The following is a 24907-nucleotide window of genomic DNA, read 5'->3' as shown; positions in this document are numbered from 1 at the left end:
ACCCATCACCAGGATTGAAAACAACCTGCCTGGACATCACACCTAAGCCGCCTGGCGCCGGTAGTCGTCAGTCGACAACGCGTCGACCGCGGAACGCTGCCACTCGCCGCGGTCCCGGGCCCAGGCGTCGAGGGCTGCGGGACCGTGCACGGCGACCGCATACGCCCAGTCCCGGGGCGTCCTCAACTGCTCGACGGGATAGCGCGCGGCGATCGTCGTCAGATAGGCGTCGCCGGCTCGTGTTCTCCCGAATCGGACCCGTAGCACCGCACCCGCCAGGACGACCCCGCAGAGAAGGATCGCAGGCACCGCCGTCTCGGCGGCGCCGCCGTCCACGAGGATCCCGACTGCCACCGCGACCAGTGCGACGGCGGTCGCCAGGAGCGGGGCGAGGGCGAGCCTGCGATCGGCGCGACTCGCCAGCAGACCGCGGTCGACGAGATACCCGGTCATCTCGTCGAGCCTGTCGCCCGTCGCGTCGCGAACTGCGGCGACGGTCGGGCTGTTCAGCACTCGACCCCGCTGCGCGACGTGCGCGGTGTAGGCGTCTCCGTTGACCGCGTCCGCCGATCGGTGGCCGTTCTCATCGGTCGACTCGTCGAGCCAGAGGAGCGCGACCGCCGCCGCACATCGCGGACCGTACAGGCAGCCGACCTCGGTGGGCGTCAGTTCCCGCCCGGGCGCGATCCGCGCCTTGCGTCGCAGCAGGTACTGGCGCCAGACGAACGTCGCTCCGACGATCAACAGGACGGCGACGACGAGACGAGTCAACGATTCTGGGTTCCCGACAAAGCCCATCGCTCCAGGGTGCCACAGTGGACGTCGCGAGTGCGCCGATCAGGGCAGATCGCTCCGCACCGATCTCAGGAAATCCCCGCTGACCCGCAACGCCGGACCGGAGCTCTCACCGCCGACCACCAGCGTCGCAAATGCCAGGTCGCCGTCGATGCCGGCGAACCATCCGTGTGCGGAGCCCTTCTCTCCGAACTCCGCGGTACCCGTCTTCCCGGCCAGTCCGGGGATGTCCCGCAGCGACTTCGCCGTCCCCGTGGCGACCGCCTCCCGCATCATCGACCGCACCGCCGCCGTCATGTCGGCCGGCAGGTTCTCGGGCTTCGCGCTCTCCTTCGTCCCGCGCCCCTGTATGAGAGTGGGCGTCACGGTGTGGCCGACGGCCAGACTCGCCTCCACCAGAGCCATCCCGAACGGCGAGGCGGTCACCGTGCCCTGGCCGATGCCGTTCTCGACCTTCTCCGCCGGAGTACGCGCGGCGGGCACCGAACCGGTGATCGTGGTGACGCCCGGAATCGTGTAATCCACGCCGAGCCCGAACGTTCCGGCGGTGCGACTCAGGGCGTCGTCGCCGAGCCGTGCCGACAGCCCGGCCATCGTCGTATTGCAGGACTGGGCGAACGCGGTTCGCAGCGGCACCGTGCCCAGGTCGAACTCGTCCTCGTTGGGAATCACGCGATCGCCGATCCGTTGCGTTCCCGGACAGGGCAGCATCGCGTCCGGACCGGTCACACCGGATTCGAGCGCGGCTGCGGTGGTGATCGTCTTGAACGTCGAACCCGGCGGATACAGACCGGTCAGTGCGACCGGGCCCTGGCCGTCGGCGGGCGCGTTCTGCGCGACCGCCAGAATGCCGCCGGTCGACGGTCGGATCGCCACCAGCATCGCGGGTCTGCGCTCGGTGTCGACCGCCGCGTTCGCGGCTCGCTGAAGAGGCGTGTCGAGCGTGGTCTCGACCGGTGCCGGCGCGGTGCCGCGGAAACTCTCGATCCGACCGGTCGCCGAACCCGCAGCGTCGACCAGGGTCACCGTCGCGCCGGCCGCGTCGTCGATCGACTTCCGCCATTCGTCCGCCAACCCGGACACCGCGGGCGACCGCAGGTCCTTCGACGCCGTCAGCAAGCGGCCTTCGGTCCGGACCGTGACGCCGGGAATCGTGTCGAGTCGACCCACGGTCTTCGCGTCCGCCGCCCGCAGCGCGATCACAGTCACCGGCTGCTTCTTCCCGTCGATGTCGGCGCGGATCGACGACGCCGTCATCGTGGGTGCGACCGCCTTCAGCCGTCGTGCCAGTTGGTCTGCCGACCCCGCCCGGTCGGGTGCGAGCGACACGACGGTGACCTCCTGCCAGGTCAGCAGCGGCCGATTCGCTCGATCGACGACGGGCGCGTCGTACGTCTTGTCGTCGCTGTACAGCAGTCGCCCGCCGGCCGCGAGACCGCGGTGAATCAGCGCGGGACTCCACCGGATCTTCCCGTCGGCCTCGGCGACCGCGGTCGTGTACTCGACCTTCCGCTTCTTCGGGAGCGTCCAGATCCATGTCAGTTCGGGGTCATCGTCACCGTCGACGGCCACCTGCGCCTCGGCGTCTCCCATTCCGTCGAAGGTGTCGGCGAACGCCTTCTTCGCCGCGCCGGGGTCGTCCGTCAGTGCCGCCGCGGCCGCAGCATCGCGGTTCGTCAAGGCGTCGGCGAGGCGTTCCGCGGGTGACGGATCGCTGCCGCACGCTGCGGCGAGGGCGACGATCAAGGCGAGGACGACGGTCACGGCGATTCGGCGCATGTCGTCCAGTCAACCGACAGACTCCGAGTGCGGCAAGCGGGTCGCCCTGGCGTACCTGTCATCCCGCAGACTCTGCACAACGACTCTCAGCGACGACGGGCGTCACGTAGCGTGGGGCCATGGGACGTGTTGAGAAGGCGGCCGACGACGATGTCGCCACCTGGCTGATGCATTCGCCGCAGATCGCGGCCGGACTCGGTGCCTATTCGGACGCCGTATACAACCGATCGCGGTTACCCCTGCGCGTCCGGGAGATCGCGCGGATGAACATCGCCCTCGCAAACGAATGCATGGTCTGCCAACGCACCCGCGAGACCGCCGACGATTCGCTCGACGAGGACTTCTACGACCACGTGGGCGCGTGGGCCTCCTGGCCCGGCTACAGCGACACCGAGCGGATCGCCGCCGAGTTCGCCGAGCGATTCGCCGCGGATCACACCGGACTGCGCGACGACGAGGACTTCTGGGCGCGATGCAAGGCGCACTTCGACGACGATCTGCTCGTCGAGCTGACGTTGTCGTGCGGACTGTGGCTCGCCGCGGGCCGGGCGATGCGCGTCCTCGACGTCGGGCAGTCGTGCACGCTGACGCTGAACACCGAGACCGTGTCCGCCTGACGAATAGGCCGGCGCACCGAATGAAGAACGCCCCGCCTGGATGTCCAGGCGGGGCGCTTCTCGGTGGAGCCGCCGGGAATTGAACCCGGGTCCTCCGTCACTTCAGCGGGGCTTCTCCGTGTGCAGTCCGCTATGTCTCTACTCGGATCTCCCGGTCTCACGAACAAGCCGGGATGACGATCCCAGTCGCTGTTGGATGTCCTGTCGTCGTCCGCGACCGGCGGCGACAGTGAGTTCCCTAGCTGATGCCGGCATCCGGTTCCGGGAACTTAGAACCGGGCCGACAGACTAGCCTCGCTGATCAGGCAGCGAGTGCGTAGTCGCGCTGATTGGTATCGGCGCTTAATTGGTTGCTGCGACGCTTACGGTGGTCTCTAGCCTGCACCGACACGCTTCCCCCGCCTCGATGCACGTAGTCGAAACCGATCGGCCCCGAGGTGGTATCCGCCAAATTTTGGTGGACATCTAATAGTAACCAACACCGCCGACAGAATCATCCCGATATTCGCGCAGCGGATCCCGGAGGTCGTTTCAGCGCCCGCGTGATCGCACATCCGTTTCTGTCAGAGGTGATTCATATCATAGTCGGTGCAAGGTCGGAGGTCGCCGGAAGGCGGTCTCAGGTTCTTTGAGAACTTCACAGCGCGTCGCGGCACGGGCGACACGGACTGCTTCCGGGGCATGGGGCTGGAGGGGTGGTCGGTGGGTGCTGCGACGGCACCGGGGCGGGCGGCCGTCAGCCGATCCGCAACAGCGCGGAGTCGCCGGAGCGGACCGGGATCGTCAGCTCCCCGTCCTGGGCGGTGATCCGCCGACCCGTCCAGATGTCGCGCGCAGGGACCAGGTCGTCGCCGGCCAGACCGAGTTCCCGCACCCCCACCGACATCGATCGGTCGGCTCCGCTGCCGTTGGTCAGCGACACCAGGAGTCCGCGCTCGCCGATCGCCCGTGAATACACTTCGCGATCGTCGTGCACGGGCGCGCCCGGTGCGGCGCGAGGATCCCGGAGCAGTTCGAGGGCTTCGCGATTGGCCAGAGTCGCGATGTTCGCCGCGGGTACCGTCGCCAGGTCAGCCGACGGAATCAGTGGACGCGCCTCCATGACATGCCTGGTGACCGCGGTACGCAATGCCTCGACCCGTGGCATGTCGGCGGCGACGACCGACGTCGTGTCGCCGAGGAAAGACAGCCTGATCCCGAGTCCGGCGAGGAACCGCTGATCGGCGGGCGCACGGTATCTCGCCTGCCCGGCTCCGCGACAGTCCACGAGCACGGTCCGGTAGCCGGCATCACGCAGGCCCGTCGCGACGAGTCGCTGAGCCTGGTCGCGCACCTGCTGTTCGGTCGCCGCGCACGTTCCGAACGACCGCACCAGCCACCCCAGGTTCGGCACCGCGCCGTCGGGCGCCGATTGATCGGAGTCCTCCGCGCAACCGGCGACACCGACGGCGACCAGTACCGCGGCGATCACGACGAGCAGTCGACGCAAGCGCTACATTCCCTTGACGCGACGGCCGACGGTCCGCTCCACCTCGCGCTTCGCGGTGCGCTCGGCGATGTCACGACGCTTGTCGTGGGCCTGCTTGCCCTTGGCGAGCGCGAGCTCGACCTTGGCGTAACCGTCGGAGAAGTACATCGACAGCGGGACCAGCGTCAGGTTGCCGTCGCGGAGCTTGCCGATGAGTCCGTCGATCTCGCGACGGTGCATGAGCAGCTTGCGCTTGCGGCGCGGCGGGTGGTTGGTCCAGGTTCCGCTGCCGTACTCCGCGATGTGGACCGCGTTGAGCCACACTTCGCCGTCGTCGATGGTCGCGAACGCGTCGACCAACGAGGCCTTGCCATCCCGCAAGGCCTTGACCTCGGTGCCCTGCAGCACCATTCCGGCTTCGAACGTTTCGAGAATCGTGTAGTTGTGCCGAGCCTTCCGGTTCGTCGCAATCACCGACTTACCCTTCTCCCTGGGCACGGCTAGACCTCCGAATCCTTCACGTAGTAGTTGCGCGGTGATTATTCCCGCACGTAGACGCGCAGCGTGCCGTATGCGGTGACGCCGGCGAGCAGGATGCCCGACAACAGCAGCCACGGCGAAACGAACCACACGTCGGCCGACGTGATGCGCGCCAGGATGTTCACACCGTAGAGGTCTTCGAGAGCTTTGTCGAAGAAGAATATCTTCGCCAGGAACAGCCCGCCGATGGCCAGCAACGCACCGACGACCGCGGCGATCACCGCCTCCAGTAGGAACGGCAGCTGGGTGTACCACCGGGTGGCGCCGACCAGCCTCATGATCGACACCTCCGTCCGTCTCGTATAGGCGGCTATCTGCACCGTGTTGACGATCAGCAGAATCGCCGCGACCGCGAGCACCGCCGCGATCGCGAACGCCGCGTTCCGGGCGCCGTCGAGGACGCTGAAGATCCGCTTCACCAGCTCTCGTTGATCCAGAACGCCGTCGACACCCTCGGCGCGCTGGTACTTGTCCAGCACCGCCCCGAAACGATCCGGGTCGGCCATCCGGACGCGCAGCGCGCCCTGGTAGGCCTCCTTGCGGATGAAGTCCGCAAGCTCCGGCGAGTCCTTCTCCCACGACTCCTTGGCGGTCTTGAACGCCTGGTCCTGGCTGATGAAAGTCACCGACGCCACTCCTGGCTCGGCTTCGAGATCGGTCCGCAGCGTGGTGCAGGGCGCCTCAAGGCAGTTGGGGTCCTTCGCCGTGACGGCGTCGTTGATGAAGAACTGCATCTCGACGCGGTCGAGGAAGATCTTCTGGCTCTTGTTGGCCATCTGGATCACGAGCAGACCGCCACCGAGCATGCCGAGGGTGATCGCGGTGGTGAGCACCATCGCGACCGTCATGGTGATGTTGCGGCGAAAGCCGTTGAGGACCTCGCCGAAGATGAAGTTCAAGCGCATGTGTTGCCTTAGTTCCCGCCTATGCGAAGGTCAGTGTCAGCCGATGCCGTACACGCCGTGCTCGTCGTTACGCACCAGAGTTCCGTTGTCGAACTCGAGCACGCGACGGCGCATGGCGTCGACGATGTGCCTGTCGTGGGTGGCCATGATGACGGTGGTTCCGCCGCGGTTCACCCGGTCGAGGACTTCGACGATCTCCTCGCTCGTCTCCGGATCCAGGTTGCCGGTCGGCTCATCGGCGAGGAGAAGCGCAGGTCGGTTGACGATCGCGCGCGCGATGGCGACGCGCTGCATCTCGCCGCCGGACAGTTCGTGCGGCATGCGGTCGGACTTGCCGGACAGTCCGACGTACTCCAGCGTCTCGGGGACCGCCTCGCGGATGGTCGACGCCGGCTTGCCGATCACCTCGAGAGCGAAGGCGACGTTGTCCGCCACAGTCTTCTGCTGCAGCAGCCGGAAGTCCTGGAAGACACAGCCGATCGACTGGCGCAGCTTCGGCACCTCGCGGTTCCGCAGTCTGTTCACATGGAAGTCGCCGACGTACACCTCACCCGACGTGGGCTTGTCCTCTTTCAACAGCAGCCGGAAGAACGTCGACTTCCCGGACCCGGAGGGGCCGATCAGAAAGGCGAACTCCCCCTTCTCGACCTCCAGCGACAGATCATCCAGCGCAGGGCGAGAAGACGCTGCGTATTGCATCGTCACGTTCGTCAGCTTGATCACGGTAGCCCAGTGTACTGACCGGTCGGCGCTACCTTCCGCTGCTGCCGGTCGCCCCGACCGACTGCTGCGCGGAGCCTTCGGTCGTTCCGGGCAATCCGCCGTGCGGGTTCTGGGTCGCCTCGCTCGTCGGCTCGACGGTGTCCTGAGATCCCCTCCGCACCTGCGTGTCGGTGGATTCTTCGGTGGTCGTCGGCGTCGACTCCTCGACCGACGTCGACGGCTCCGACGACGTGGTCGTCGGACGCACGGTGGTCGAGTCGGTGGTCGACTGAACCTTCGAGATGTTCTCCCCCGGCTGAGGCTTCGGGTCGTAGTGCTGCGAACTGAACCCGTAGAACGCGAGCAACGCGAACCAGACCACGACCAGCACCACCGTGGTGGTGCGAACGCGCGTCCGGTAGATGTGTCGCATCCGGTGCATCAGTTTCGAGAAGGCTGACTGCTCCTGATCGACGTCATCGACGTCCGATTCGGCTGAGCCGTCGGCGGCGGGCTTCGTTGACGAGTCCTCGGCACTCATTCGTCCGCCCCCTTATCCATCTCGGCGACCTCCGGTTCAGCGGTCTTCACCACCGCCTTCTGCTTGGTCTGGACGAAGATGCCGTGCCGGGCGAGGCCGTAGATGATGTCGCCGCGCAGGGCGCGGCCGATGACGAACTGCTGGCCGGGAAGGGTCCGCGCGACCATCCTGACCGTCGCCGAATCCAGCTCCATGCTGATGATTCCGAGCGAGGACGGTGCGTCGAGCAGCAGCCGATTCCACTTCGGGTTGTCGTAGAACTCCGCGCCGACCTCCCGAAGCGTGGCGTTGACCTCGTTGATGTCCGCATCGATCGGGACCGGGACGTCCACGACAGCGCGCGCCCAGTCCTTGGAGAGGTTGGTGGCCTTGATCATCTGCCCGTTGGGCACCACGATCAGCTCGCCGTCGCTGTTGCGCAGTCGGGTGACGCGGAGGGTGACGTCCTCGACCGTGCCCTCGGCCGACAGTCCGCCGGTGACCGAGAGGTTCACGACGTCGCCGTAGCCGTACTGATGCTCGGCGATGATGAAGAAGCCGGCCAGCAGGTCCTGGACCACGCGCTGCGCGCCGAAGCCCAGCGCCGCACCGACGACGGCGCTCAGTCCGACCAGACTGCTCGACGGGATCCAGGTGGCCAGCACGTGCAGGGTCACCGCCACGGCGATGATCGCGACGAGGGTCCAGGTGACCACCTCGACGAGGGCGCGCCGATGCTTCATGTCCTCGGACTGAACGATGTCGTCACTCGACTCGAACTGCTTGAGGATGCGACTGCTGTAGCGGTCGGCGATCCACCGGAAGAATCGGACGACCAGGATGCCGCCGATCACCCACAGGAGGATGCTGACGAAGTCGACGGCCAGCCATTCCTCCCAGGCTCGCATCCATGCGGGGAGGCCGAGTTCGTCGACCAGGTAGGTCGTCTGATTCATATGCCGGCTGTCACTCGCCTTCGTCCATGCGCCAGCGGATCCCGGCCTCGATGAACTGGTCCAGCTCACCGTCGAGCACGGCCGACGGGTTGTTGCTCTCCACGTTGGTGCGCAGGTCCTTGACCATCTGGTACGGATGCAGCACGTACGACCGCATCTGGTTGCCCCAGCTGGCGCCGGTGTCGCTCTTGAGCGCGTCCATCTGGGCGCGCTCCTCCTGGCGCTTGCGCTCGAGCAGCTTCGCCTGGAGGACGCGCATCGCCGCGACCTTGTTCTGCAGCTGGCTCTTCTCGTTCTGACACGTCACGACGATGCCCGTCGGAACGTGGGTCAGTCGCACGGCGGAGTCGGTGGTGTTGACCGACTGGCCGCCCGGACCGGAGGACCGGTACACGTCGACGCGCACGTCGTTCTCATCGATGTCGATGTGGTCCGTCGTCTCCACGACGGGCAGCACCTCGACCTCGGCGAACGAGGTCTGCCTGCGGCCCTGGTTGTCGAACGGGCTGATCCGCACCAGCCGGTGCGTGCCCTGCTCGACGGAGAGCGTTCCGTACATGTAGGGCGCCTTCACGGCGAAGGTCGCGCTCTTGAGGCCCGCTTCTTCGGCGTACGACGTGTCGTAGACCTCGACGGAGTGTCCGTGCTGCTCGGCCCAGCGGATGTACATGCGCATCAGCATCTGCGCCCAGTCCGCGGCGTCGACGCCGCCGGCGCCGGATCGGATGTTGACGAGCGCCTCGCGGGGGTCGTACTCACCCGCCAGCATCGTCTTGACCTCCATCGCCTCGATGTCGCGACGGAGGTCGGCGCGCTCGGTGTCGGCGTCCTCGGTCGCCGACACACCGGCGTCACCCTCTTCCGCTTCGGCGAGTTCGTACAGCACCGGCAGGTCGTCGAGCCGTGACCGGAGTTCGGTGACTCGGCGCAGCTCGGCCTGCGCGTGCGAGAGTTCGGAGGTGACCTTCTGCGCGTGGTCCTGGTCGTTCCACAGGTCGGGATCGGAGGCCTGCATCTCGAGTTCGTCGATGCGGCGACGGAGCTCTTCGAGATCCATCACCTTCTCAACGGTGGTGAGGGTGGCGTCGAGCGATTCGAGATCGGTGGAGACATCGGGGTGCACGAGAGATCAGGTTACCCTCTGGCCGACCGGGTCGGCCCGCGGTCAGTCCTGGAGCGCCCCGAGTCGCCAGGTCGAGTCGACCTTGCCGGGACGGTAGACCACCGGGAGATCCGTGCCGATGCTCGGCGCGACCGCACCGGGACCGAGGACCTGGGTTCCGTAGACCTCGGTCGGGCCGATCTGCGGGCCGATGATCGTTCCACTCAGCGTGCAGTACCGCTGGCCGTTCTTGTCCGGCTCGTTCTCCCTGCCGAGCCCGGTGACGGTCAGCGTCCCCTGCACGAATCCCGCCGCCGCCGTCCCCGGACCTCGGAATCCGTTGCCGCGTCGGCTCGCGATCATCGCGACCACGCTCACGACCAGAAGGAGGATGAAGACGGCGACGATCCAAGTGGGCATACCCGCTACCCTAGGCGACTGTGGCATCGACACCGGACAACTCGCGCACGGCAGACCTCGAACTCGCACTCGGACTGGCCGACCGGGCCGACGAGCTGACCGCGGGCCGCTTCGGCGCGATCGACCTGAAGGTCGACTCCAAGCCCGATCTCACGCCGGTGTCCGACGCCGACCTGGCCTGCGAACGTCTGCTGCGCGACCGGATCGCCGCGGCCCGGCCCGGCGACGCGGTCCTCGGCGAGGAGTTCGGCGGCGATCCGGTCCTGTCGGGGCGGCAGTGGGTGATCGACCCGATCGACGGGACCAAGAACTTCGTCCGCGGCGTTCCGGTGTGGGCCACCCTGATCGCCCTGCTCGAGGACGGCGTCCCGGTCGTCGGCGTCGTCAGCGCACCCGCGCTGAACCGGCGTTGGTGGGCGGCCGACGGACTCGGTGCGTTCGCCGCGGTCGCCGGCGGCGAGCCCCGGTCGATCTCGGTCTCCGACGTCGGCGATCTCGCGTCGTCGTCCCTGGCGTTCTCGAGCCTGTCCGGCTGGGCCGACCGCGGAATCCGGGATCGGTTCATCGCTCTCACCGACGCCGTCTGGCGCGTGCGCGGGTATGGCGACTTCTACAACTACTGTCTGGTCGCAGAGGGCGCCGTCGACGTCACCGCGGAACCGGAGGTGTCCCTGTGGGACCTCGCGGCACTCGACGTCCTGGTCCGCGAAGCCGGTGGCCGGTTCACCAGCCTCGAGGGATCGGCGGGGCCGGCCGGCGGCAGCGCCGTCGCGTCGAACGGTCTGCTTCACGAGGCGACCCTCGCCGCATTAGGGGCCTAAGTCTCGTATCGCTCAGACCCGCTCATTTCCGGCCGCACCGGTGCGCGGCCGCGAGTAACGTCCGCGCCATGAGCAATGAAGTGAAGATGATCGTCCTGTCCACCGACGATCTCGACGAGTCGATCGAGTTCTACGGCGAGACCCTGGGCATGCCGCTGAAGTTCCGCGACGGAGCGCATTTCGCCGCACTCGACGGCGGCGGGATCACCGTCGCCCTCGCCACCGCGGTGGACCATCCGATCCACGGTCAAGTGGTCGTCGGCATCAAGACCGACGACGTCGACGCCGCCGCGAAGGCCGTCGAGGCCAGCGGCGGCGGCATCGTCACCCAGGCCTACAACGACGCGCACGAGCGGCGTGCCGTCGTCTACGACAACAAGGGCAACGGGCTCGTCTTCTACAGCCCGCTCCCGAAGTAGCGCCCGAGCGCCTACAGTTCCGCGGGCAGGCCGGGTTCCAGAACCGTGAACTCGGTACCCGCGGGCCTCATGTCGTCGATCCGCGCGTTGTGAATCGCCCGGCCCGGTTCCGACTGAATCGCCTGGTGGATCGGGAACGCCAGTCGCGGCGCGACGGCGCGCAGATAGTCGATCGGCTCGCTCAGCTTGAGCCAGGGCGCCGCCGCGGGAAGTGCGAGAACGTCGATCCGCTCGAACGGGATGTACAGACTGTCGCCGGGGTGCATGAACGCGCCGGCGCGCTCCGCCGTGTCCACGACATAGGAGATGTTGTCGACCACCGGCAGTTCCGGATGGATCACCGCATGCCGACCACCGGTCCCGCGGACGACGATCGCGCCGATCACCGTCTTCTCGCCCGGCCCCATCACCGCCCAGTCGCCCGCGTCGCCACGGTCGGCGAGTTGCGCGGCGGTCTGCGGATCCGCGTAACGCAGGGCATCGGGATTCGCGGCCACCAGTGCGGGCAGCTTCGCCGGATCCGCGTGATCGGGATGCTGATGGGTGATCAGGATCGCGTCGAGGCCGGTCAGCGATTCGTAGCCGGACGAGAGGTTTCCGGGGTCGAAGAGCACCCTCGTCCCGTCGATCTCCAGCAAGACGCACGAGTGTCCGAAGTGTGTGACGCGCATGACGTCCAACTTAGTTGAGACGGTCGCGTGACAACCTTCTTACCGCGGAGTAAGGTTTGGACTTACTGTGGAGTAAGAACTCCGCCTCCGACATCCGCGTCGGCCGACCGCCCTTCGAGAACCTGGTGAGGAAATGACCACGAACACCGAACCCCGCGACACGTCGTCCGTCGGTGCGCAGCAGCACAAGCGCAGCCCGATCGGTACCGCCATGCGCGTGCTGACCACCATCACCGGCTCCGACATCGCCGAGAAGTACAAGCTCCGCGAGCCGATCAACCGCGTCGCCTTCGAGGCCACGAAGACCGGTTTCAAGACCCTGGGTGCGGCCAATCGCGCATTCTCGCAGGTCGCGAGTAGCGGCAAGCCCGAGCGCCCGTCGACCGGATCGAAGGGTTTCTTCAACCTCAATCCCGACGAGGAACAGGAGATGATCGCCGAGACCGTCCGCGACTTCTCCACCGAGATCCTGCGTCCGGCCGCCTTGGACGCCGACGCCGACGCCACCACCCCGGACGACATCCTCACGCGGTCGGCGGAGCTCGGCATCACCATGATCAACGTGCCGGAGGCGTTCGACGGCGCCGCCACCGAACGCGGTGTCGTCACCAACGCGCTCGTCGCCGAGGCCATGGCGTACGGCGACATGGGACTGGCACTGCCCCTCCTCGCCCCGAGCGGCGTCGCCACCACGCTGACCAACTTCGGCAGCGACGGCCAGCAGCGCACCTACCTCCCCGACTTCGCGGGCGAGAACGTCCCGACCTCCGCGGTCGTCATCGCCGAGCCGCGCCCGCTGTTCGACGCCTTCGACCTGCAGACCAAGGCCAAGCGCGTACCGAGCGGCTACCGGCTGTCCGGCGTCAAGTCGTTCGTCCCGGCCGCGGGCAGTGCGGAGCTGCTCATCGTCGGCGCCCAGCTCGACGGTCGTCCCGCCCTGTTCATCGTCGAGTCGGACACGGCCGGACTGGTGGTCGAAGCCGATCCGGGCATGGGTCTGCGCGCCGCGGGCATGGGTCGGCTCCTGCTCAACGACGTCGCCGTGCCGGAGTCCGCACTGCTCGGCGAGGGCGACGCCGACGCCGCGTTCGCCGCGTACCGCGACGTGGTCCGGCTCTCGCGTCTCGGCTGGGCGGCGCTGGCCGCAGGCACCGCGAAGGCGATGCTCGACTACGTGATCCCCTACGTCAACGAACGTGAGGCGTTCGGCGAGCCGATCTCGAACCGCCAGGCCGTGGCCTTCATGGTCGCCAACATGGCCACCGAGCTCGACGGCCTCCGCCTGGTCACCCTCCGCGGCGCGTCGCGCGCCGAGCAGGGCCTGTCGTTCGCTCGCGAGGCCGCGCTCGCGCGCAAGCTCACCATCGACAAGGGCCTGCAGATCGGCCTGGACGGCGTGCAGCTGCTGGGCGGACACGGCTTCACCAAGGAGCACCCGGTGGAGCGGTGGTACCGCGACCTGCGCGGCGCGGGCATCGGCGAGGGCATCGTCGTCCTCTGACGGCGACGCGAGTCTTTTAGGAGAGCTCAATGGCTATCAATCTCGAACTGCCCAAGAAGCTGCACACCACCATCGATCAGGCACGCGACGCCGCGCTGGAGATCTTCCGTCCCATCTCGCGCAAGTACGACCTCGCCGAGCATGAGTACCCGGTAGAACTCGACACGCTCGCCTACCTGTACAACGGCCTCGCGGCCGCGGGACAGGCCGGCGCGGGTGCGGCGGGCGGTCGTGGGGACGCGAACAAGGAGCGTCCGGAGGGCTACAACGCCAACGGCGGCAACATGCAGTCCGTCCTCAACGCGATGTGGGCCTCATACGGCGACGTCGGCCTGATGCTGTCGATCCCCTACCAGGGTCTCGGCAACGCGGCGATCGCCGCCGTCGCGAGCGACGAACAGCTCGAGGCGATGGGCGGTGAGGTCTGGGCGTCGATGGCGATCACCGAGCCGAGCTTCGGCTCCGACTCGGCGGCCGTCACCACCACCGCCACCCTCGACGGCGACGAGTACGTGATCAACGGCGAGAAGATCTTCGTCACCGCCGGCTCCCGTGCCTCCCACATCGTCGTCTGGGCCTCGGTCGACCGCAGTCTCGGCCGCGCCGCGATCAAGAGCTTCGTGGTGCCCCGCGAGCATCCGGGCGTGACGATCGTCCGCCTGGAGCACAAGCTCGGCATCCGGGCGTCCGACACCGCGGTGATCCGCTTCGAGGACTGCCGCATCCCCAAGGAGTTCCTGCTCGGCTCGCCGGAGGTCGACGTCAAAAAGGGCTTCGGCGGCGTCATGCAGACCTTCGACAACACGCGGCCGATGGTCGCGGCGATGGCCGTGGGCGTCACTCGGGCCGCCCTCGAGGAACTGCGCACGCTCCTCGAGGACGCGGGTCTGGAGATCGACTACGACCGTCCCGCCGCCGACCAGCCGGCCGCCGTCGCGGAGTTCATCCGCATGGAGTCCGACTACGAGGCCGCATACCTGCTCGCGATCCGTGCGGCGTGGATGGCCGACAACAAGATGCCCAACTCGCTCGAGGCGTCGATGTCCAAGGCGAAGGCCGGTCGTACCGGTACCGACGTCACCAACAAGGCGGTCGAACTCGCGTCCACCTACGGATACTCCGAGCGGACGCTCCTCGAGAAGTGGGCCCGCGACTCGAAGATCCTCGACATCTTCGAGGGGACGCAGCAGATCCAGCAGTTGATCATCGCCCGCCGGGTGCTCGGGAAGAGCAGTGCCGAACTGAAGTGATTCGGCCGGGTCTGCAGTAGTTCCAATTCTGCAGCACGGTCAGGGGCGGGGGATTCTCTCCTCGGCAGTCCTCGGCGCTCGCCCTTGGGGGCTCGCGCCTGCGGAGGGCTCCGAGAGAATCCCCCGTCCCTGACCTGTTCCAGCGTCCTCAGGCTGGTCGAGTAAGCCGAGGAACGAAGTGACGAGGCGCATCGAGACCGCCCGACGCACGGATCTCGATCAGCCTGAGGGCGCTCGAGCGTCGACCGCTTCCTACAATTCCTCCATGACCTCATCCGGCTTCTGGCGTTCGGCTGTCGCCGCCGCCAAGGTCGGCGGCGTCGTCTGGCTCGGGCTGTTCGCCCTGGGGATCGGGTTCGGCGTCCTGTGCCGGACCACCGGCCTCGACTGGTGGGTGGCCCCGGTGATGTCGACGGTGATCTTCGCCGGGTCTGTCGAGTTCATCCTCGCCGGCATGTTCGCGCTGGCCACACCGATCGCCGCGATCGCCGTGACGACCTTCCTCGTGAACTCGCGGCACCTGTTCTACGGACTGTCGTTCCCACTCGACCGCGTCCACGGACGCGGCCGGAAGTTCTACAGCATCTACGCCCTGTGCGATGAGGCGTACGCCCTGTGCACCTCCCCCGCGGCGGCGACGTGGCCGTCCTCGCAGATCACGTGGACGCAGATCGGACTGCAGACATCGTGGGCCACCGGCGCGCTGGTCGGCTCGGTGGCCGGCCCAGCGGTCCTCGGCGGCCTGTCGGGTCTGGGTTTCGTGCTGACCGCCCTGTTCATCGCCCTGTCGATCGACGCCGTCGACGCGAACCGGGATGTCGGCACCGTCGTCCTGGCGATCGGCTCGGGCGTGGTGGCGCACCTGGTGGCGCCGCGGGCCATGCTGATCGTGGCGATGTGTCTGTTCACCGCAACCGTGCTGATCCGGTATCTGATCTCCGGCCGCCGGATCACCGGACCCGAGGAGGAGGTGATCACCGATGCCTAGCACCGGGTATCTGTTGTCGGCGATCGCGACCGCCGCGGCCATCACCTTCGCCCTGCGCGCGATCCCGTTCGCACTGCCGAAGCGCATCGCGCGAGCGCCGATGACCGTCTACCTGCGCGACGCCCTGCCGGTCGGCGCGGTCCTGATTCTGGCCGTGTACTGCGTGGTGGACATCGACTTCAGCGACTCCCGCGCCGCCACCGCCCAGCTGATCGGCGCGGCGGTCACCGTCGGGGTCCATCTCTGGCGACGGAACGTCCTGCTGTCGCTGCTGGTCGGCACCGCCGTCGTGGTGACACTCAGCTCGGTGACCTGGTAGTTCTCCCCAACCCATTGTGATGTGAACAACTCGTCGGTACTCTCATCGAAACTTTTGAAATAAGAACGTTTCACACGGGGGTCGAATTGAGAACACGCACTTTCCTCGCCGCAGCGCTGAGCGCCCTGGCCGTCGCCGCGACCGCCGCGGGTGCGCCCGCCGCGCCCGCGCACGCCGACCCGGCAGTCGCGCAGGCACCACTCGTTCCACTGCCGCAGGAGCTGGATCCGGCGTTCTATCGGCCACCGGCCCGGCAGGTCGCCGCCGCCGCGCCGGGTGAGATCCTGCGCGCCCGCCGGATCACCCCCGCGAACTTCGGACTGGTGCCGCTCAATGTGGACGCGTGGCAACTCACGTTCCGGTCGACCGACACCAGCGGCCGCGCGATCCCCGCCGTCACCACGATCCTGAAGCCGCGCGGCACCGCGGTCGGTCCGCGGAAAGTGGTCTCGATGCAGATCGCCGAGGATTCGACCGCCGGCTACTGCGCGACGTCGTACGCGGTCCAGCACCTCAACGCGAGTCCGCTTCTCGGGCAGGTCGTCGCACCCGCCGAACTGCTCATCGCGCAGGGCTTTCTGAACCAGGGGTACGCGGTGGTGCTCCCCGATCACGAGGGCCCGAACCACGCCTACGCGGCAGGCCCGCTCGGCGCCCGCATCACGCTCGACAGTCTCCGCGCGGTCAAACACTTCGCGCCGTCGTCGGTCACCGACGCCTCACCCATCGGGCTGTACGGCTACTCCGGAGGCGCGATCGTCACCGGGCACACCGCCGAGCTCAAGAAGACATACGCGCCCGAGCTGAACATCGTCGGCGCCGCGGAGGGCGGGATTCCCGCGGATCTCGAGGTCGTCCTCAAAGCCGCACAGCACAATGTGACCAGCGGTCTGGTGCTCGGCGCGGTGATCGGACTCGCCCGCGAGTACGACTACTTCCGCGCCTTCCTGAACTCACACGTCGATCCCCTCGGCAAAGCAGTGCTGGCGCTCAAAAGTCCGCTCTGCGTTCAGTATCAGGCGGCGACCTTCCCGTTCCTGAACAACATCGGTTTCATCCACGCGCCGGGCGGCGCGCTGCAGGCGCCCGCCGTGCGACGGGTGTTCGACGACACGCGGATGGGCAAGAGCCTGCCCGACATGCCGATGTACATGTGGAACTCCGCCCTCGACGAGATCATCCCGGTGGGCCAGGTGGACCGGCTCGTCGGCCAATACTGCCGCCGCCCGGGCGCCCGGGTGACCTACACCCGCGACCACCTGTCCGAGCACATGATCGCCGAAGTCTCGGGCGCCCCGCTCGCACTGCTCTGGTTGAAGGCCCGCCTCGACGGCAACCCCGCCGCGAACGGCTGCCGCACCACCGACGAACTCACGATGGCGTCACGACCGCAGTGGTGGCCGACGTTCTCGGCGACGGTGGGCGCAGACCTGGCGGCACTGTTCGGCAAGCCGCTCGGCGCAGGCCGGTAGCGGCGGTCCCCGCCGGCCCCAGCCGATAGCCTGGGACGGTGACCGAACCCAGGCTCTATCGCGGCCAGTCGATGCGCGACCGTCGTCGTGATCGACGCCGGCGGTTCTGCGACTCGGCGATCGCGCTGTTCGGCGCCGACGGCTACGCGGCGACGTCCGTGTCCGCGGTCTGCAAGCACGCCGCACTCTCGTCACGGCAGTTCTACGAGGAGTTCGGCGACCGCGAACATCTGCTGCGCACCGTCTACGACGAGACGGAGGATGCCGCGAGCGGATCCGTGATCGAGGCCGTCACTCGGTCGTTCGAGCGAGCGACGGCCATCGAGGCGGTGTTCGACGCGGGGATCCGGGCGTTCGTCGAGTTCTTCGACGCGGACCCGCGTCTCACTCGGATCTGCTTCGTCGAGGCGGTGGGCGTGAGTCCGGCGTTCGAGGAGCATCGCGCCGAACGGCGCGCCCGGTGGGGCGCGTCGCTCGATGCGATCACCGCCACGGGCGTCGAGCGAGGACTTCTCGCCGACCGGCCCGACGCACTGCTCTGGACCGGCTTCATCGGCGCGGTGAACGCGGTGATCGTCGAACAGGTCCGCTCGGCGGATCTGACCACCGAGGACACCCTCCGGGTGATGCGCACCTTGCTGCGGCCCGGCGTGCTGGGCTGACCGCGGAACGCTCCCCGGCGAAACCCTCCGTCGGCATCGACGGCGTCTCTACGCTGGGAGGATGACGATCGGCGCCACGACACGGCAGGTGCTCGTCGCATCGGCGAGCATCGCGGTCGGCGCACTGCTGGCGGTCCGACCGTTCGCAAGCGTCCCGTGGACTGCCGCGCTCCTCGCCCTCGGCCTGATCGTCGCGGGACTCGTCGACCTCGCGGAGTACGAGACCCGCCACCACCCGCTTCGATTGGCCGCAGCAGTGGTGCTCCCTGTCATCGGCGTGGTGCTGTTGGTGTGGCAGAGTCTGTCCGTCTTCGGCATCGCCGTCGCCGCGGCGATCGCACTCACCGTGTGGGGAGTCGGGCGATGGGTCCGCGCGGCGCACCGCGACCCGGGCTGGTTCGCCGACGTGCTCCTCGGCGCCGCGGCCGTCGCAGCGGCGATCCTCGCCGTCGCCTGGCCCGGCGTCAGCATCTTCGTCGTGGTCGAGGGCGTCGGCCTCGCTCTCCTGTGGCGCGGCGTCGCCGAACTGATCAAGGTTCTCCGACCCCGGTCCCGCGTCGTGTCCCGACGTGAGCGGACGGCGCGAACCGTGCTGCGGACCGCCGCCGCGGTTCTCGCCGTCGCCGTCACGATCCCGCTGCTGGTCGCCACCTTCGGGGTACGCGGCGAAGCGCCGTCGCCCGGAGCCTTCTACCGGGCCGACCTGCCCGCCGATGCTCGCCCGGGCACCCTGCTCAGATCGGCGACGACCACCGCGGGCGTCCCGACCGGCGCACACGGATGGCGCATCCTCTACTCGACGCTGCGGGACGACCGTCCGGCGCTCGCCAGCGGGATCGTGGTGATCCCCGACGACGCCGGGCCGCACCCGGTGATCGCCTGGGCGCACGGCACGTCGGGGGTCGCGGTGAACTGCGCGCCGTCGATGACGTCGAATCCGCTCGCCGAGGTCCCCGGCCTCGGTCAGGTGCTGCGGAACGGCTGGGCCGTCGTGGCCACCGATTACCTCGGTATGGGCACGCCGGGACCGTCGCCGTACGTGATCGGCGAGGGCGAGGCCCGGTCCGTGCTGGACTCGGTCCGCGCGGCCCGCTCCCTTCCGGGCCGGAGCCTGGCTCCGCAGACCGTGGTCTGGGGCCATTCGCAGGGCGGCCACGCGGCCCTCTGGACCGAGTTGCTGGCGCGGTCGTATGCGCCGGACGTCGGCGTGATCGCGACCGCCGCTCTCGCGCCGGCGTCCGACCTGGGTGCCCTCGCCTCGGACCTGCGGACGATGACCGGCGGCGCGCTACTCGCGTCGTACGTGATGGATGCGTACACCCGCACGTACTCGGACGTGCGGTACGCCGACTACATCAAGGTCCAGGCGCGCCTGCCGATGCGGGGAATGGCGGCACGCTGCCTGTCGTCGCCGGCGCTGCCCGCCTCCCTCGCCGAGGCGCTGATCCTGGGCGACGACTTCTACACCCGGCCGCCGACGTCCGGACCACTCGGCCGGCGGCTCGCCGAGAACACTCCGAGCGCACGTCTGCCGAATGCGACCTTCATCGCACAGGGGCTGTCGGACGCCGTGATTGCGCCGTCGTCGCAGAACGGGTACGTCGCGGCGCAGTGCCGCGCGGGCAGCGACCTCGAGTATCGGACCTACCCGGGGCTCGGCCACACCACGCTCGTCACGGGCGACTCGCCCGCGGTGCCGGCTCTGCTGGCATGGACCCGGGCCCGGTTCGCCGGTGCGGCGCCGACGCCGAACTGCCCGCCGCCGGCGTGATCAGCGGCCCAACTGTTCCGCCAGCGCTTCGAGCACCGCCGGGTCCTCGATGGTCGACGGAACCGCATACTCCTCGCCGTCGACGATCTGCCTCATCGTCTTCCGCAGGATCTTGCCCGACCGCGTCTTCGGCAGGCCTTGGACGACCGTCACGTCACGGAAGGTCGCGACCGCGCCGATCTCGTCGCGCACCATCGTCACCAGCTCCGACCGCAGCTGCTCCTCGGCGATGTCGGCGCCCGCCTTGAGGACGACGTAGCCGCTGGGGCGTTGCCCCTTGAGATCGTCGTGGATGCCGACGACCGCGCATTCGGCGACTGCCGGGTGCGCGGCGACGACGGCCTCGATGCTTCCGGTCGACAGCCGGTGACCCGCCACGTTGATCACGTCGTCGGAACGGCCGAGGACGAACACGTAGCCACCGTCGTCGATATAGCCCGAGTCGCCGGTCAGGTAGTAGCCGGGAAAGGCGTTCAGGTACGACGATCGGAAGCGCGCCTCGTCGCCCCACAGTCCCGCGAGGGTGCCCGGCGGCATCGGCAGCTTGACGACGATGTTGCCCTCGGCGTTCGGGCCCAGTCGCCCACCCTCCGCGTCGAGCACCTGGACGTCGTAGCCGGGGACCGGAACGGTGGCCGTTCCTGGCTTGAGCGGCATGGGTTCGAGACCGCGCAGGTTCGCGACGATCGCCCAGCCGGTCTCGGTCTGCCACCAGTGGTCGACCACCGGCACACCGAGCTTGTCCGTCGCCCATGCGAAGGTGTCGGGGTCGAGCCGTTCACCCGCCGCGAACAGCGTCGAAAAGCTCGACATGTCGTACTTCGCCAGTTCGGCCGCCTCCGGATCCGCCTTGCGGATCGCGCGGATCGCGGTGGGCGCCGTGAACAACGCCGACACTCCGTGCTCGGCGATCACCCGCCAGAACGCTCCCGCGTCCGGTGTGCCGACCGGTTTGCCCTCGTACATCACGGTGGTCGCGCCGAGCAGCAGCGGCCCGTAGACGATGTACGAGTGTCCGACCACCCAGCCCACATCCGAAGCGGTCCACCAGACGTCGTCTGGGTCCACGTCGTAGACGTTCCGCATCGACCACATCAACGCGACCGCGTGTCCGCCGTTGTCGCGGACCACGCCCTTGGGCTTTCCCGTGGTCCCGGACGTGTAGAGGATGTAGAGCGGGTCGGTCGCCGACACCTCGACCGGATCGGCAGCCTGCGCTGACGCCGTCTGGTCGTCCCAGTCGAGCCAGCCGAAGTCGGCCGCCGAGCCGGTGATCTGCGGACGGTCCTTGACGATCACCGTCGCCGGTGCCGACTCCGACAGCGCGAGCGCGTCCCGGACCATCGGCAGATACTCGACGGTGCGACCGGGTTCCAGACCACCGGAGGCGGTCACGATCGCCACCGGGCGCGCGTCGTCGATACGGGTGGCCAGCTCCGGTGCGGCGAAACCGCCGAAGACCACCGAATGGACTGCACCGATCCGCGCGCAGGCGAGCATGGCCACGGCCGCCTCCGGAATCATCGGCATGTAGACGATCACGCGATCGCCCTTCGTCACGCCGTGGGCGGTCAGGACACCCGCGAATCGCGCGACCTCGTCCAGCAGTTCGGCGTAGCTGAACGTGCGCTGCTCGCCGGTCATCGCGGAGTCCCAGATCAACGCCGGCCGGTCGCCGCGGCCGGCCGCGACGTGCCGGTCCAGCGCGTTCGCCGACGTGTTCAGCGTGGCGTCGGGAAACCAGCGATAGATCGGTGCCGCCGAGTCGTCGAGAGCCCTCGACGGCGGGGTGATCCAGTCGACCGACGAGGCGGCGTCCAGCCAGAATCCGTTCGGATCGTCGATGCTGCGAGCGAATACGTCTGCATAGGAGGAGGCCATGGGAACCACGCTAGCAATGCGGTGACCGCCATCACTTTGCGGCCGTGGGTCCGGTCACATTTCGGTGACATTGAATCACGGATTGATAACGACGGAATCGTCGCCCTCACCTGGGGTTCTGCTGTGAATTACACGCTTGCAAGAGCTAGCACTACTGTGCCGTCAGTCACATTCATGGGCGTGACCTTTGCTTTTCCAGACCGTACTGTCGCTTCGGTCCACGAACGCAGCCTGATTTCGCCGGCTGCGCCCAAGGAGGAAGTACCCATGAGCCTTACGAAGCTCGCCACCCGCGCCGCCATCGCCGGCGCACTGACCATCGCCCCGCTGACCCTGGCCGCCGGCGTCGCCTCGGCCGACACGGGTCACAACTGGGACGCAGTCGCCCAGTGCGAGAGCGGCGGCGACTGGTCGATCAACACCGGCAACGGCTACTACGGCGGCCTGCAGTTCTCGCAGTCCACCTGGGAGGCCAACGGCGGCAGCGGCAGCGCGAACAATGCCTCGCGCGAGGAGCAGATCCGCGTCGCGGAGAACGTGCTCGCGACCCAGGGCCCCGGCGCCTGGCCGGTCTGCGGCGCGTACCTGTAGTACCGCTGCGCTCCCGCGAGGGAACCGCGCACTCCGGTGAGGCCGGTCGCTGATCACAGCGACCGGCCTCACTGCGTTCCTTCACCGCCGCCTGCGGTCCGACTCCGCGTTGTCCGATATCGCGGCGTCCGGGCGACATACGCTCGGAGGACCGACCCAGGAGGCGAATCCATGTCGACCCTCTCGTTCACCAGCCTCGGCGCTGCGGGCACCGTCACCGGTTCCAAGCATCTCCTCGAACGCGACGGCCGGATGATCCTGATCGACTGCGGACTGTTCCAGGGCATCAAGAACCTGCGCGAGGCCAACTGGCGTCCACTGCCGGTCGACGCCGAAGCCCTCGACGCGGTCATCGTCACCCACGCCCATCTCGACCACACCGGTTATCTGCCCCGGCTCGTCCGGGAGGGGTTCCGCGGACCGATCTATTCGACGCCGGCGACCCGGGACGTCGCCGACATCATCCTGCGCGACTCCGCACACCTGCAGGAACGCGAGGCCGCGCTGGCCAACAAGCACCGATCGAGCAGGCACTCCCCCGCCCGGCCCCTGTACGACGTCAACGACGTCGAGCAGACCATGGCGCAGTTCCACACCCGCGCCACCGGCAAGTCGTTCTCACCGGCCCGCGAGGTCCGGGCCCTCTTCCGCGGCGCGGGCCACATCCTCGGTGCCGCGACGGTCGAAGTGGAGTGGGGCGGCGTCACCGTCGCCTTCAGCGGCGACCTCGGGCGATACGACGATCCCCTGATGTTCGATCCCGAACCGATCCCGGCCGCCGACTACCTGGTCTGCGAATCCACCTACGGCGACCGGCTGCGCGACGACTCCGACCCGGCCGACGAACTGCTCCGCGTGATCACCGAGACGGCCGGACGGGGCGGCACCGTCGTCATCCCGGCCTTCGCCGTCGGACGGACGCAGATGATCCTCTACTACCTCTGGACACTGCGTCGGGACGGACGTCTGCCCGAGATCCCGGTGTACGTCGACAGCCCGATGGCGATCAACGCGGGCGAGCTCATGCGGACTCATCCAGCCGCCCACCGACTCGACTCGTCCCAGACGCACGACATGTTCGCGATCGCCGAGTACGTGCGCGACCCCGAGCGGTCCAAGCAGATCTCCGCCGATCGGAGCCCGAAGGTGATCCTGTCGGCGAGCGGCATGGCCACCGGCGGGCGCGTGCTGCACCACCTGGCAGCCTTCGCGGGCGGCGCGCAGCACACGATCGTCCTCGTCGGATACCAGGCCGTGGGCACTCGCGGCCGCTCGCTGGCCGACGGCGCGCGCTACTTGAAGCTGTACGGCGAGTGGATTCCCGTGCGTGCGCGCGTCGAGGACCTGCACATGCTGTCGGCGCACGCCGACGCCGACGAGTTGGTTCGCTGGATGCGCGGCTTCGACACCGCGCCGCGGCGGACGTTCCTGGTCCACGGTGAACCGAATGCGATCGAGTCGATGCGGCACCGACTCGACCACGATCTCGGCTGGCGGACGGGGGTCCCGAATCAGAATCAGACGTTCGACCTCAGATGATCCGCCGTCCGGACCTCAGCCCCACTGCTCGACGATGAAGCCCAGCACGATCACGGCGCTGCCGCCGACCTCCCCGACGATCAGCGCGAGCATCGACACGGTCAGGGCCGGCGACGCCGGATGGAACTGATTCGTCGTGTCCCGACGCAGACCGTGCAGACAGTACGACGCGATCGCACCTACGAAGAAGGCGACCACGACGCCCAGCGCGATCACGTTGACCGTTGTCGACCAGGCACTGAACTGGACGAACGCCGCGAGCATCGCGGTCGCGAACGAGTACATCAACGCAGCCCGGTGGGCGATGTCGACATAGACGTGTGCCTGGCCGGTCTCACTGCGCGTGATCTGCACGTACTTCCATACTCCGAGAAGCAGCGCCCAGAGGAAGATGAGGCCCGCGGCGACGAGTGCGATCTGAGCGGCCGGAGTGAGGTCCATCCGGCGATTCTGACAGACCCGGGCCAGGCGCGACGTACCGGTCCGGCGACGTTGCTATCGTTCCCCCATGGCCGATCGCAAGTCGTTCCGACAGTCGCGTCTCGTGCCACTCCTCGCCGTTCTGGTGGGGATCACCGCAATTGCCTTCGTCGTCGTGCAGGCCTCTGGACGCGGGACCGACCAGGCGGAGCACCAGCCGACCCCGCATTCCACGCCGGTCAGGTCGAAGTGGGAGAACCGCGATCCCACCGATCCGATGGCCTTCGGCCCCGTCGACGCTCCCGTCGGCCTGGTCGTGTTCACCGACTTCCAGTGCCCCTACTGCGCCAAATGGTCGTACGACACCCTCCCGAAGCTGTTGCCGTTCGCCGACTCGGGCAAGCTCCGCATCGAGTTGCGCGATATGAACATCTTCGGCGACGAGTCCGAGCGCGCCGCCCGGGCCGCCTACGCGGCGGCCGGTCAGGGCCGACTCCGCGACTACCACGCCGCGCTGTTCGCCGACGGCCGCCCGCGGCCCAAGAGCGAACTCTCCGACGACGCGCTGGTGACTCTCGCCGACCGACTGCATCTCGACGTCCCGCGATTCCGCACGGACTACGAATCGCGGACCGTGTTGTCCGCGGTCCGGAACAAGGCGAGCGACGGATTCACCGCGGGCACCTACTCCACTCCCGCATTCATCCTCGGCGGCCAGCCGATCCTCGGAGCGCAGCCGACGCGGGTCTTCCTGGATAAACTGCAGAGCGCGCTCGACGCCTCCGGGCACTGACCCGG

26 protein-coding genes and 1 other RNA gene are annotated in these 24907 nt (G+C 68.2%); 13 read left to right on the top strand and 14 right to left on the bottom strand.

Going from position 1 to position 24907, the window contains the following annotated elements:
• Positions 1 to 42 precede the first annotated feature (42 nt).
• Both SCNU_RS10350 and SCNU_RS10345 read right to left on the bottom strand, forming a co-directional pair.
• Positions 43 to 798, bottom strand: a complete 756-nt coding sequence (locus SCNU_RS10350) for a TIGR04222 domain-containing membrane protein (RefSeq protein ID WP_009679317.1) — start codon at positions 796 to 798, stop codon at positions 43 to 45.
• 39 nt (positions 799 to 837) lie between these two features.
• Entirely contained in the window at positions 838 to 2574 is a 1737-nt protein-coding gene (locus SCNU_RS10345; protein ID WP_009679316.1) for a penicillin-binding transpeptidase domain-containing protein, read from the bottom strand.
• 119 nt (positions 2575 to 2693) lie between these two features.
• On the opposite strand from SCNU_RS10345, the gene SCNU_RS10340 reads away from it, so the two are divergent.
• A complete protein-coding gene (locus SCNU_RS10340; RefSeq protein ID WP_009679315.1) occupies positions 2694 to 3191 on the top strand; it encodes a carboxymuconolactone decarboxylase family protein in 498 nt (165 codons plus the stop codon).
• A gap of 61 nt (positions 3192 to 3252) precedes the next feature.
• Here the strand turns inward: SCNU_RS10340 and ssrA are convergent.
• From ssrA to SCNU_RS10300, 9 genes are all read right to left on the bottom strand, one after another.
• Positions 3253 to 3625, bottom strand: a transfer-messenger RNA (tmRNA) gene (gene ssrA, locus SCNU_RS20180).
• A gap of 302 nt (positions 3626 to 3927) precedes the next feature.
• Positions 3928 to 4680: an alpha-amylase family protein gene (locus tag SCNU_RS20020; RefSeq protein WP_009679314.1), complete on the bottom strand. Its 753-nt coding sequence runs from the start codon at positions 4678 to 4680 to the stop codon at positions 3928 to 3930.
• 3 nt (positions 4681 to 4683) lie between these two features.
• On the bottom strand, positions 4684 to 5157 hold the full coding sequence (gene smpB, locus SCNU_RS10330; protein WP_009679313.1) for an SsrA-binding protein SmpB: 474 nt from the start codon (positions 5155 to 5157) through the stop codon (positions 4684 to 4686).
• 41 nt (positions 5158 to 5198) lie between these two features.
• Positions 5199 to 6104 (bottom strand): permease-like cell division protein FtsX, encoded by a 906-nt coding sequence (gene ftsX / locus SCNU_RS10325; protein WP_009679312.1) that lies wholly within the window; start codon positions 6102 to 6104, stop codon positions 5199 to 5201.
• A 36-nt stretch (positions 6105 to 6140) separates the two neighbouring features.
• Positions 6141 to 6827, bottom strand: coding sequence for a cell division ATP-binding protein FtsE (gene ftsE / locus SCNU_RS10320; RefSeq protein ID WP_009679311.1), 687 nt, complete (start codon positions 6825 to 6827; stop codon positions 6141 to 6143).
• A gap of 28 nt (positions 6828 to 6855) precedes the next feature.
• Positions 6856 to 7347, bottom strand: a complete 492-nt coding sequence (locus SCNU_RS20015; RefSeq protein ID WP_009679310.1) for an Rv3103c transmembrane domain-containing protein — start codon at positions 7345 to 7347, stop codon at positions 6856 to 6858.
• Complete coding sequence (locus SCNU_RS10310) at positions 7344 to 8282, bottom strand: mechanosensitive ion channel family protein (protein ID WP_009679309.1); 939 nt, start codon at positions 8280 to 8282, stop codon at positions 7344 to 7346. The genes SCNU_RS20015 and SCNU_RS10310 overlap by 4 nt, the downstream gene beginning before the upstream one ends.
• 10 nt (positions 8283 to 8292) lie before the next feature.
• Positions 8293 to 9405: a peptide chain release factor 2 gene (gene prfB, locus SCNU_RS10305; protein ID WP_009679308.1), complete on the bottom strand. Its 1113-nt coding sequence runs from the start codon at positions 9403 to 9405 to the stop codon at positions 8293 to 8295.
• Between the two features lie 42 nt (positions 9406 to 9447).
• Positions 9448 to 9804, bottom strand: a complete 357-nt coding sequence (locus SCNU_RS10300; RefSeq protein WP_009679307.1) for a hypothetical protein — start codon at positions 9802 to 9804, stop codon at positions 9448 to 9450.
• Between the two features lie 20 nt (positions 9805 to 9824).
• On the opposite strand from SCNU_RS10300, the gene hisN reads away from it, so the two are divergent.
• On the top strand, positions 9825 to 10625 hold the full coding sequence (hisN, locus tag SCNU_RS10295; RefSeq protein WP_009679306.1) for a histidinol-phosphatase: 801 nt from the start codon (positions 9825 to 9827) through the stop codon (positions 10623 to 10625).
• Positions 10626 to 10693: 68 nt separating this feature from the next.
• Positions 10694 to 11044 (top strand): VOC family protein, encoded by a 351-nt coding sequence (locus SCNU_RS10290; RefSeq protein ID WP_009679305.1) that lies wholly within the window; start codon positions 10694 to 10696, stop codon positions 11042 to 11044.
• 11 nt (positions 11045 to 11055) lie between these two features.
• Here the strand turns inward: SCNU_RS10290 and SCNU_RS10285 are convergent, their stop codons facing one another.
• Positions 11056 to 11715 carry an MBL fold metallo-hydrolase gene (locus SCNU_RS10285; RefSeq protein ID WP_009679304.1) on the bottom strand — a complete coding sequence of 220 codons (660 nt, stop codon included), beginning with the start codon at positions 11713 to 11715 and terminating at the stop codon, positions 11056 to 11058.
• Positions 11716 to 11848: 133 nt separating this feature from the next.
• Here SCNU_RS10285 and SCNU_RS10280 point away from each other — a divergent pair, with 133 nt between their 5' ends.
• From SCNU_RS10280 to SCNU_RS10250, 7 genes are all read left to right on the top strand, one after another.
• The gene (locus SCNU_RS10280; protein WP_009679303.1) at positions 11849 to 13216 is read left to right on the top strand and encodes an acyl-CoA dehydrogenase family protein; all 1368 of its coding nucleotides are present in this window, start codon (positions 11849 to 11851) and stop codon (positions 13214 to 13216) included.
• A 29-nt stretch (positions 13217 to 13245) separates the two neighbouring features.
• A complete protein-coding gene (locus SCNU_RS10275; RefSeq protein WP_009679302.1) occupies positions 13246 to 14466 on the top strand; it encodes an acyl-CoA dehydrogenase family protein in 1221 nt (406 codons plus the stop codon).
• Positions 14467 to 14731: 265 nt separating this feature from the next.
• Positions 14732 to 15454 carry an AzlC family ABC transporter permease gene (locus SCNU_RS10270; protein WP_050792799.1) on the top strand — a complete coding sequence of 241 codons (723 nt, stop codon included), beginning with the start codon at positions 14732 to 14734 and terminating at the stop codon, positions 15452 to 15454.
• Complete coding sequence (locus SCNU_RS10265; RefSeq protein WP_009679300.1) at positions 15447 to 15773, top strand: branched-chain amino acid transporter permease; 327 nt, start codon at positions 15447 to 15449, stop codon at positions 15771 to 15773. The genes SCNU_RS10270 and SCNU_RS10265 overlap by 8 nt, the downstream gene beginning before the upstream one ends.
• Positions 15774 to 15859: 86 nt before the next feature.
• Positions 15860 to 17245, top strand: coding sequence for a lipase family protein (locus SCNU_RS10260; RefSeq protein WP_009679299.1), 1386 nt, complete (start codon positions 15860 to 15862; stop codon positions 17243 to 17245).
• Positions 17246 to 17283: 38 nt separating this feature from the next.
• Complete coding sequence (locus SCNU_RS10255; RefSeq protein ID WP_009679298.1) at positions 17284 to 17907, top strand: TetR/AcrR family transcriptional regulator; 624 nt, start codon at positions 17284 to 17286, stop codon at positions 17905 to 17907.
• Between the two features lie 61 nt (positions 17908 to 17968).
• The gene (locus tag SCNU_RS10250) at positions 17969 to 19678 is read left to right on the top strand and encodes a lipase family protein (RefSeq protein ID WP_009679297.1); all 1710 of its coding nucleotides are present in this window, start codon (positions 17969 to 17971) and stop codon (positions 19676 to 19678) included.
• Here the strand turns inward: SCNU_RS10250 and SCNU_RS10245 are convergent, their stop codons facing one another.
• Positions 19679 to 21559 (bottom strand): propionyl-CoA synthetase, encoded by a 1881-nt coding sequence (locus tag SCNU_RS10245; protein ID WP_009679296.1) that lies wholly within the window; start codon positions 21557 to 21559, stop codon positions 19679 to 19681.
• A 267-nt stretch (positions 21560 to 21826) separates the two neighbouring features.
• On the opposite strand from SCNU_RS10245, the gene SCNU_RS10240 reads away from it, so the two are divergent.
• Both SCNU_RS10240 and SCNU_RS10235 read left to right on the top strand, forming a co-directional pair.
• A complete protein-coding gene (locus SCNU_RS10240; protein ID WP_009679295.1) occupies positions 21827 to 22150 on the top strand; it encodes a transglycosylase family protein in 324 nt (107 codons plus the stop codon).
• Between the two features lie 171 nt (positions 22151 to 22321).
• Positions 22322 to 23689 carry an MBL fold metallo-hydrolase RNA specificity domain-containing protein gene (locus SCNU_RS10235; protein WP_009679294.1) on the top strand — a complete coding sequence of 456 codons (1368 nt, stop codon included), beginning with the start codon at positions 22322 to 22324 and terminating at the stop codon, positions 23687 to 23689.
• 15 nt (positions 23690 to 23704) lie between these two features.
• Here SCNU_RS10235 and SCNU_RS10230 read toward each other — a convergent pair whose 3' ends face one another.
• Positions 23705 to 24130 carry a hypothetical protein gene (locus SCNU_RS10230; protein WP_009679293.1) on the bottom strand — a complete coding sequence of 142 codons (426 nt, stop codon included), beginning with the start codon at positions 24128 to 24130 and terminating at the stop codon, positions 23705 to 23707.
• A gap of 67 nt (positions 24131 to 24197) precedes the next feature.
• Here SCNU_RS10230 and SCNU_RS10225 point away from each other — a divergent pair, with 67 nt between their 5' ends.
• Positions 24198 to 24902, top strand: a complete 705-nt coding sequence (locus tag SCNU_RS10225) for a DsbA family protein (RefSeq protein WP_009679292.1) — start codon at positions 24198 to 24200, stop codon at positions 24900 to 24902.
• Positions 24903 to 24907 lie beyond the last annotated feature (5 nt).

The organism is Gordonia neofelifaecis NRRL B-59395 (genome assembly GCF_000192435.1).
Lineage (GTDB): Bacteria > Actinomycetota > Actinomycetes > Mycobacteriales > Mycobacteriaceae > Gordonia > Gordonia neofelifaecis.
The sequence above is the reverse complement of the archived record's forward strand: the minus strand, read 5'-3'. Positions and strand labels throughout refer to the sequence as shown.

Coding starts and splice junctions, on each gene's coding strand:
- SCNU_RS10290 (WP_009679305.1), top strand. CDS start 10,694: ATGAGCAATGAAGTGAAGATGATCGTCCTGTCCACCGACGATCTCGAC.
- ftsX (WP_009679312.1), bottom strand. CDS start 6,104: ATGCGCTTGAACTTCATCTTCGGCGAGGTCCTCAACGGCTTTCGCCGC.
- SCNU_RS10270 (WP_050792799.1), top strand. CDS start 14,732: ATGACCTCATCCGGCTTCTGGCGTTCGGCTGTCGCCGCCGCCAAGGTC.
- SCNU_RS10230 (WP_009679293.1), bottom strand. CDS start 24,130: ATGGACCTCACTCCGGCCGCTCAGATCGCACTCGTCGCCGCGGGCCTC.
- SCNU_RS10280 (WP_009679303.1), top strand. CDS start 11,849: ATGACCACGAACACCGAACCCCGCGACACGTCGTCCGTCGGTGCGCAG.
- SCNU_RS10245 (WP_009679296.1), bottom strand. CDS start 21,559: ATGGCCTCCTCCTATGCAGACGTATTCGCTCGCAGCATCGACGATCCG.
- SCNU_RS10265 (WP_009679300.1), top strand. CDS start 15,447: ATGCCTAGCACCGGGTATCTGTTGTCGGCGATCGCGACCGCCGCGGCC.
- SCNU_RS10285 (WP_009679304.1), bottom strand. CDS start 11,715: ATGCGCGTCACACACTTCGGACACTCGTGCGTCTTGCTGGAGATCGAC.
- SCNU_RS10250 (WP_009679297.1), top strand. CDS start 17,969: ATGACGATCGGCGCCACGACACGGCAGGTGCTCGTCGCATCGGCGAGC.
- SCNU_RS10300 (WP_009679307.1), bottom strand. CDS start 9,804: ATGCCCACTTGGATCGTCGCCGTCTTCATCCTCCTTCTGGTCGTGAGC.
- SCNU_RS10240 (WP_009679295.1), top strand. CDS start 21,827: ATGAGCCTTACGAAGCTCGCCACCCGCGCCGCCATCGCCGGCGCACTG.
- SCNU_RS10225 (WP_009679292.1), top strand. CDS start 24,198: ATGGCCGATCGCAAGTCGTTCCGACAGTCGCGTCTCGTGCCACTCCTC.
- SCNU_RS10345 (WP_009679316.1), bottom strand. CDS start 2,574: ATGCGCCGAATCGCCGTGACCGTCGTCCTCGCCTTGATCGTCGCCCTC.
- SCNU_RS20015 (WP_009679310.1), bottom strand. CDS start 7,347: ATGAGTGCCGAGGACTCGTCAACGAAGCCCGCCGCCGACGGCTCAGCC.
- SCNU_RS10310 (WP_009679309.1), bottom strand. CDS start 8,282: ATGAATCAGACGACCTACCTGGTCGACGAACTCGGCCTCCCCGCATGG.
- SCNU_RS10235 (WP_009679294.1), top strand. CDS start 22,322: ATGTCGACCCTCTCGTTCACCAGCCTCGGCGCTGCGGGCACCGTCACC.
- SCNU_RS10275 (WP_009679302.1), top strand. CDS start 13,246: ATGGCTATCAATCTCGAACTGCCCAAGAAGCTGCACACCACCATCGAT.
- SCNU_RS10350 (WP_009679317.1), bottom strand. CDS start 798: ATGGGCTTTGTCGGGAACCCAGAATCGTTGACTCGTCTCGTCGTCGCC.
- SCNU_RS10340 (WP_009679315.1), top strand. CDS start 2,694: ATGGGACGTGTTGAGAAGGCGGCCGACGACGATGTCGCCACCTGGCTG.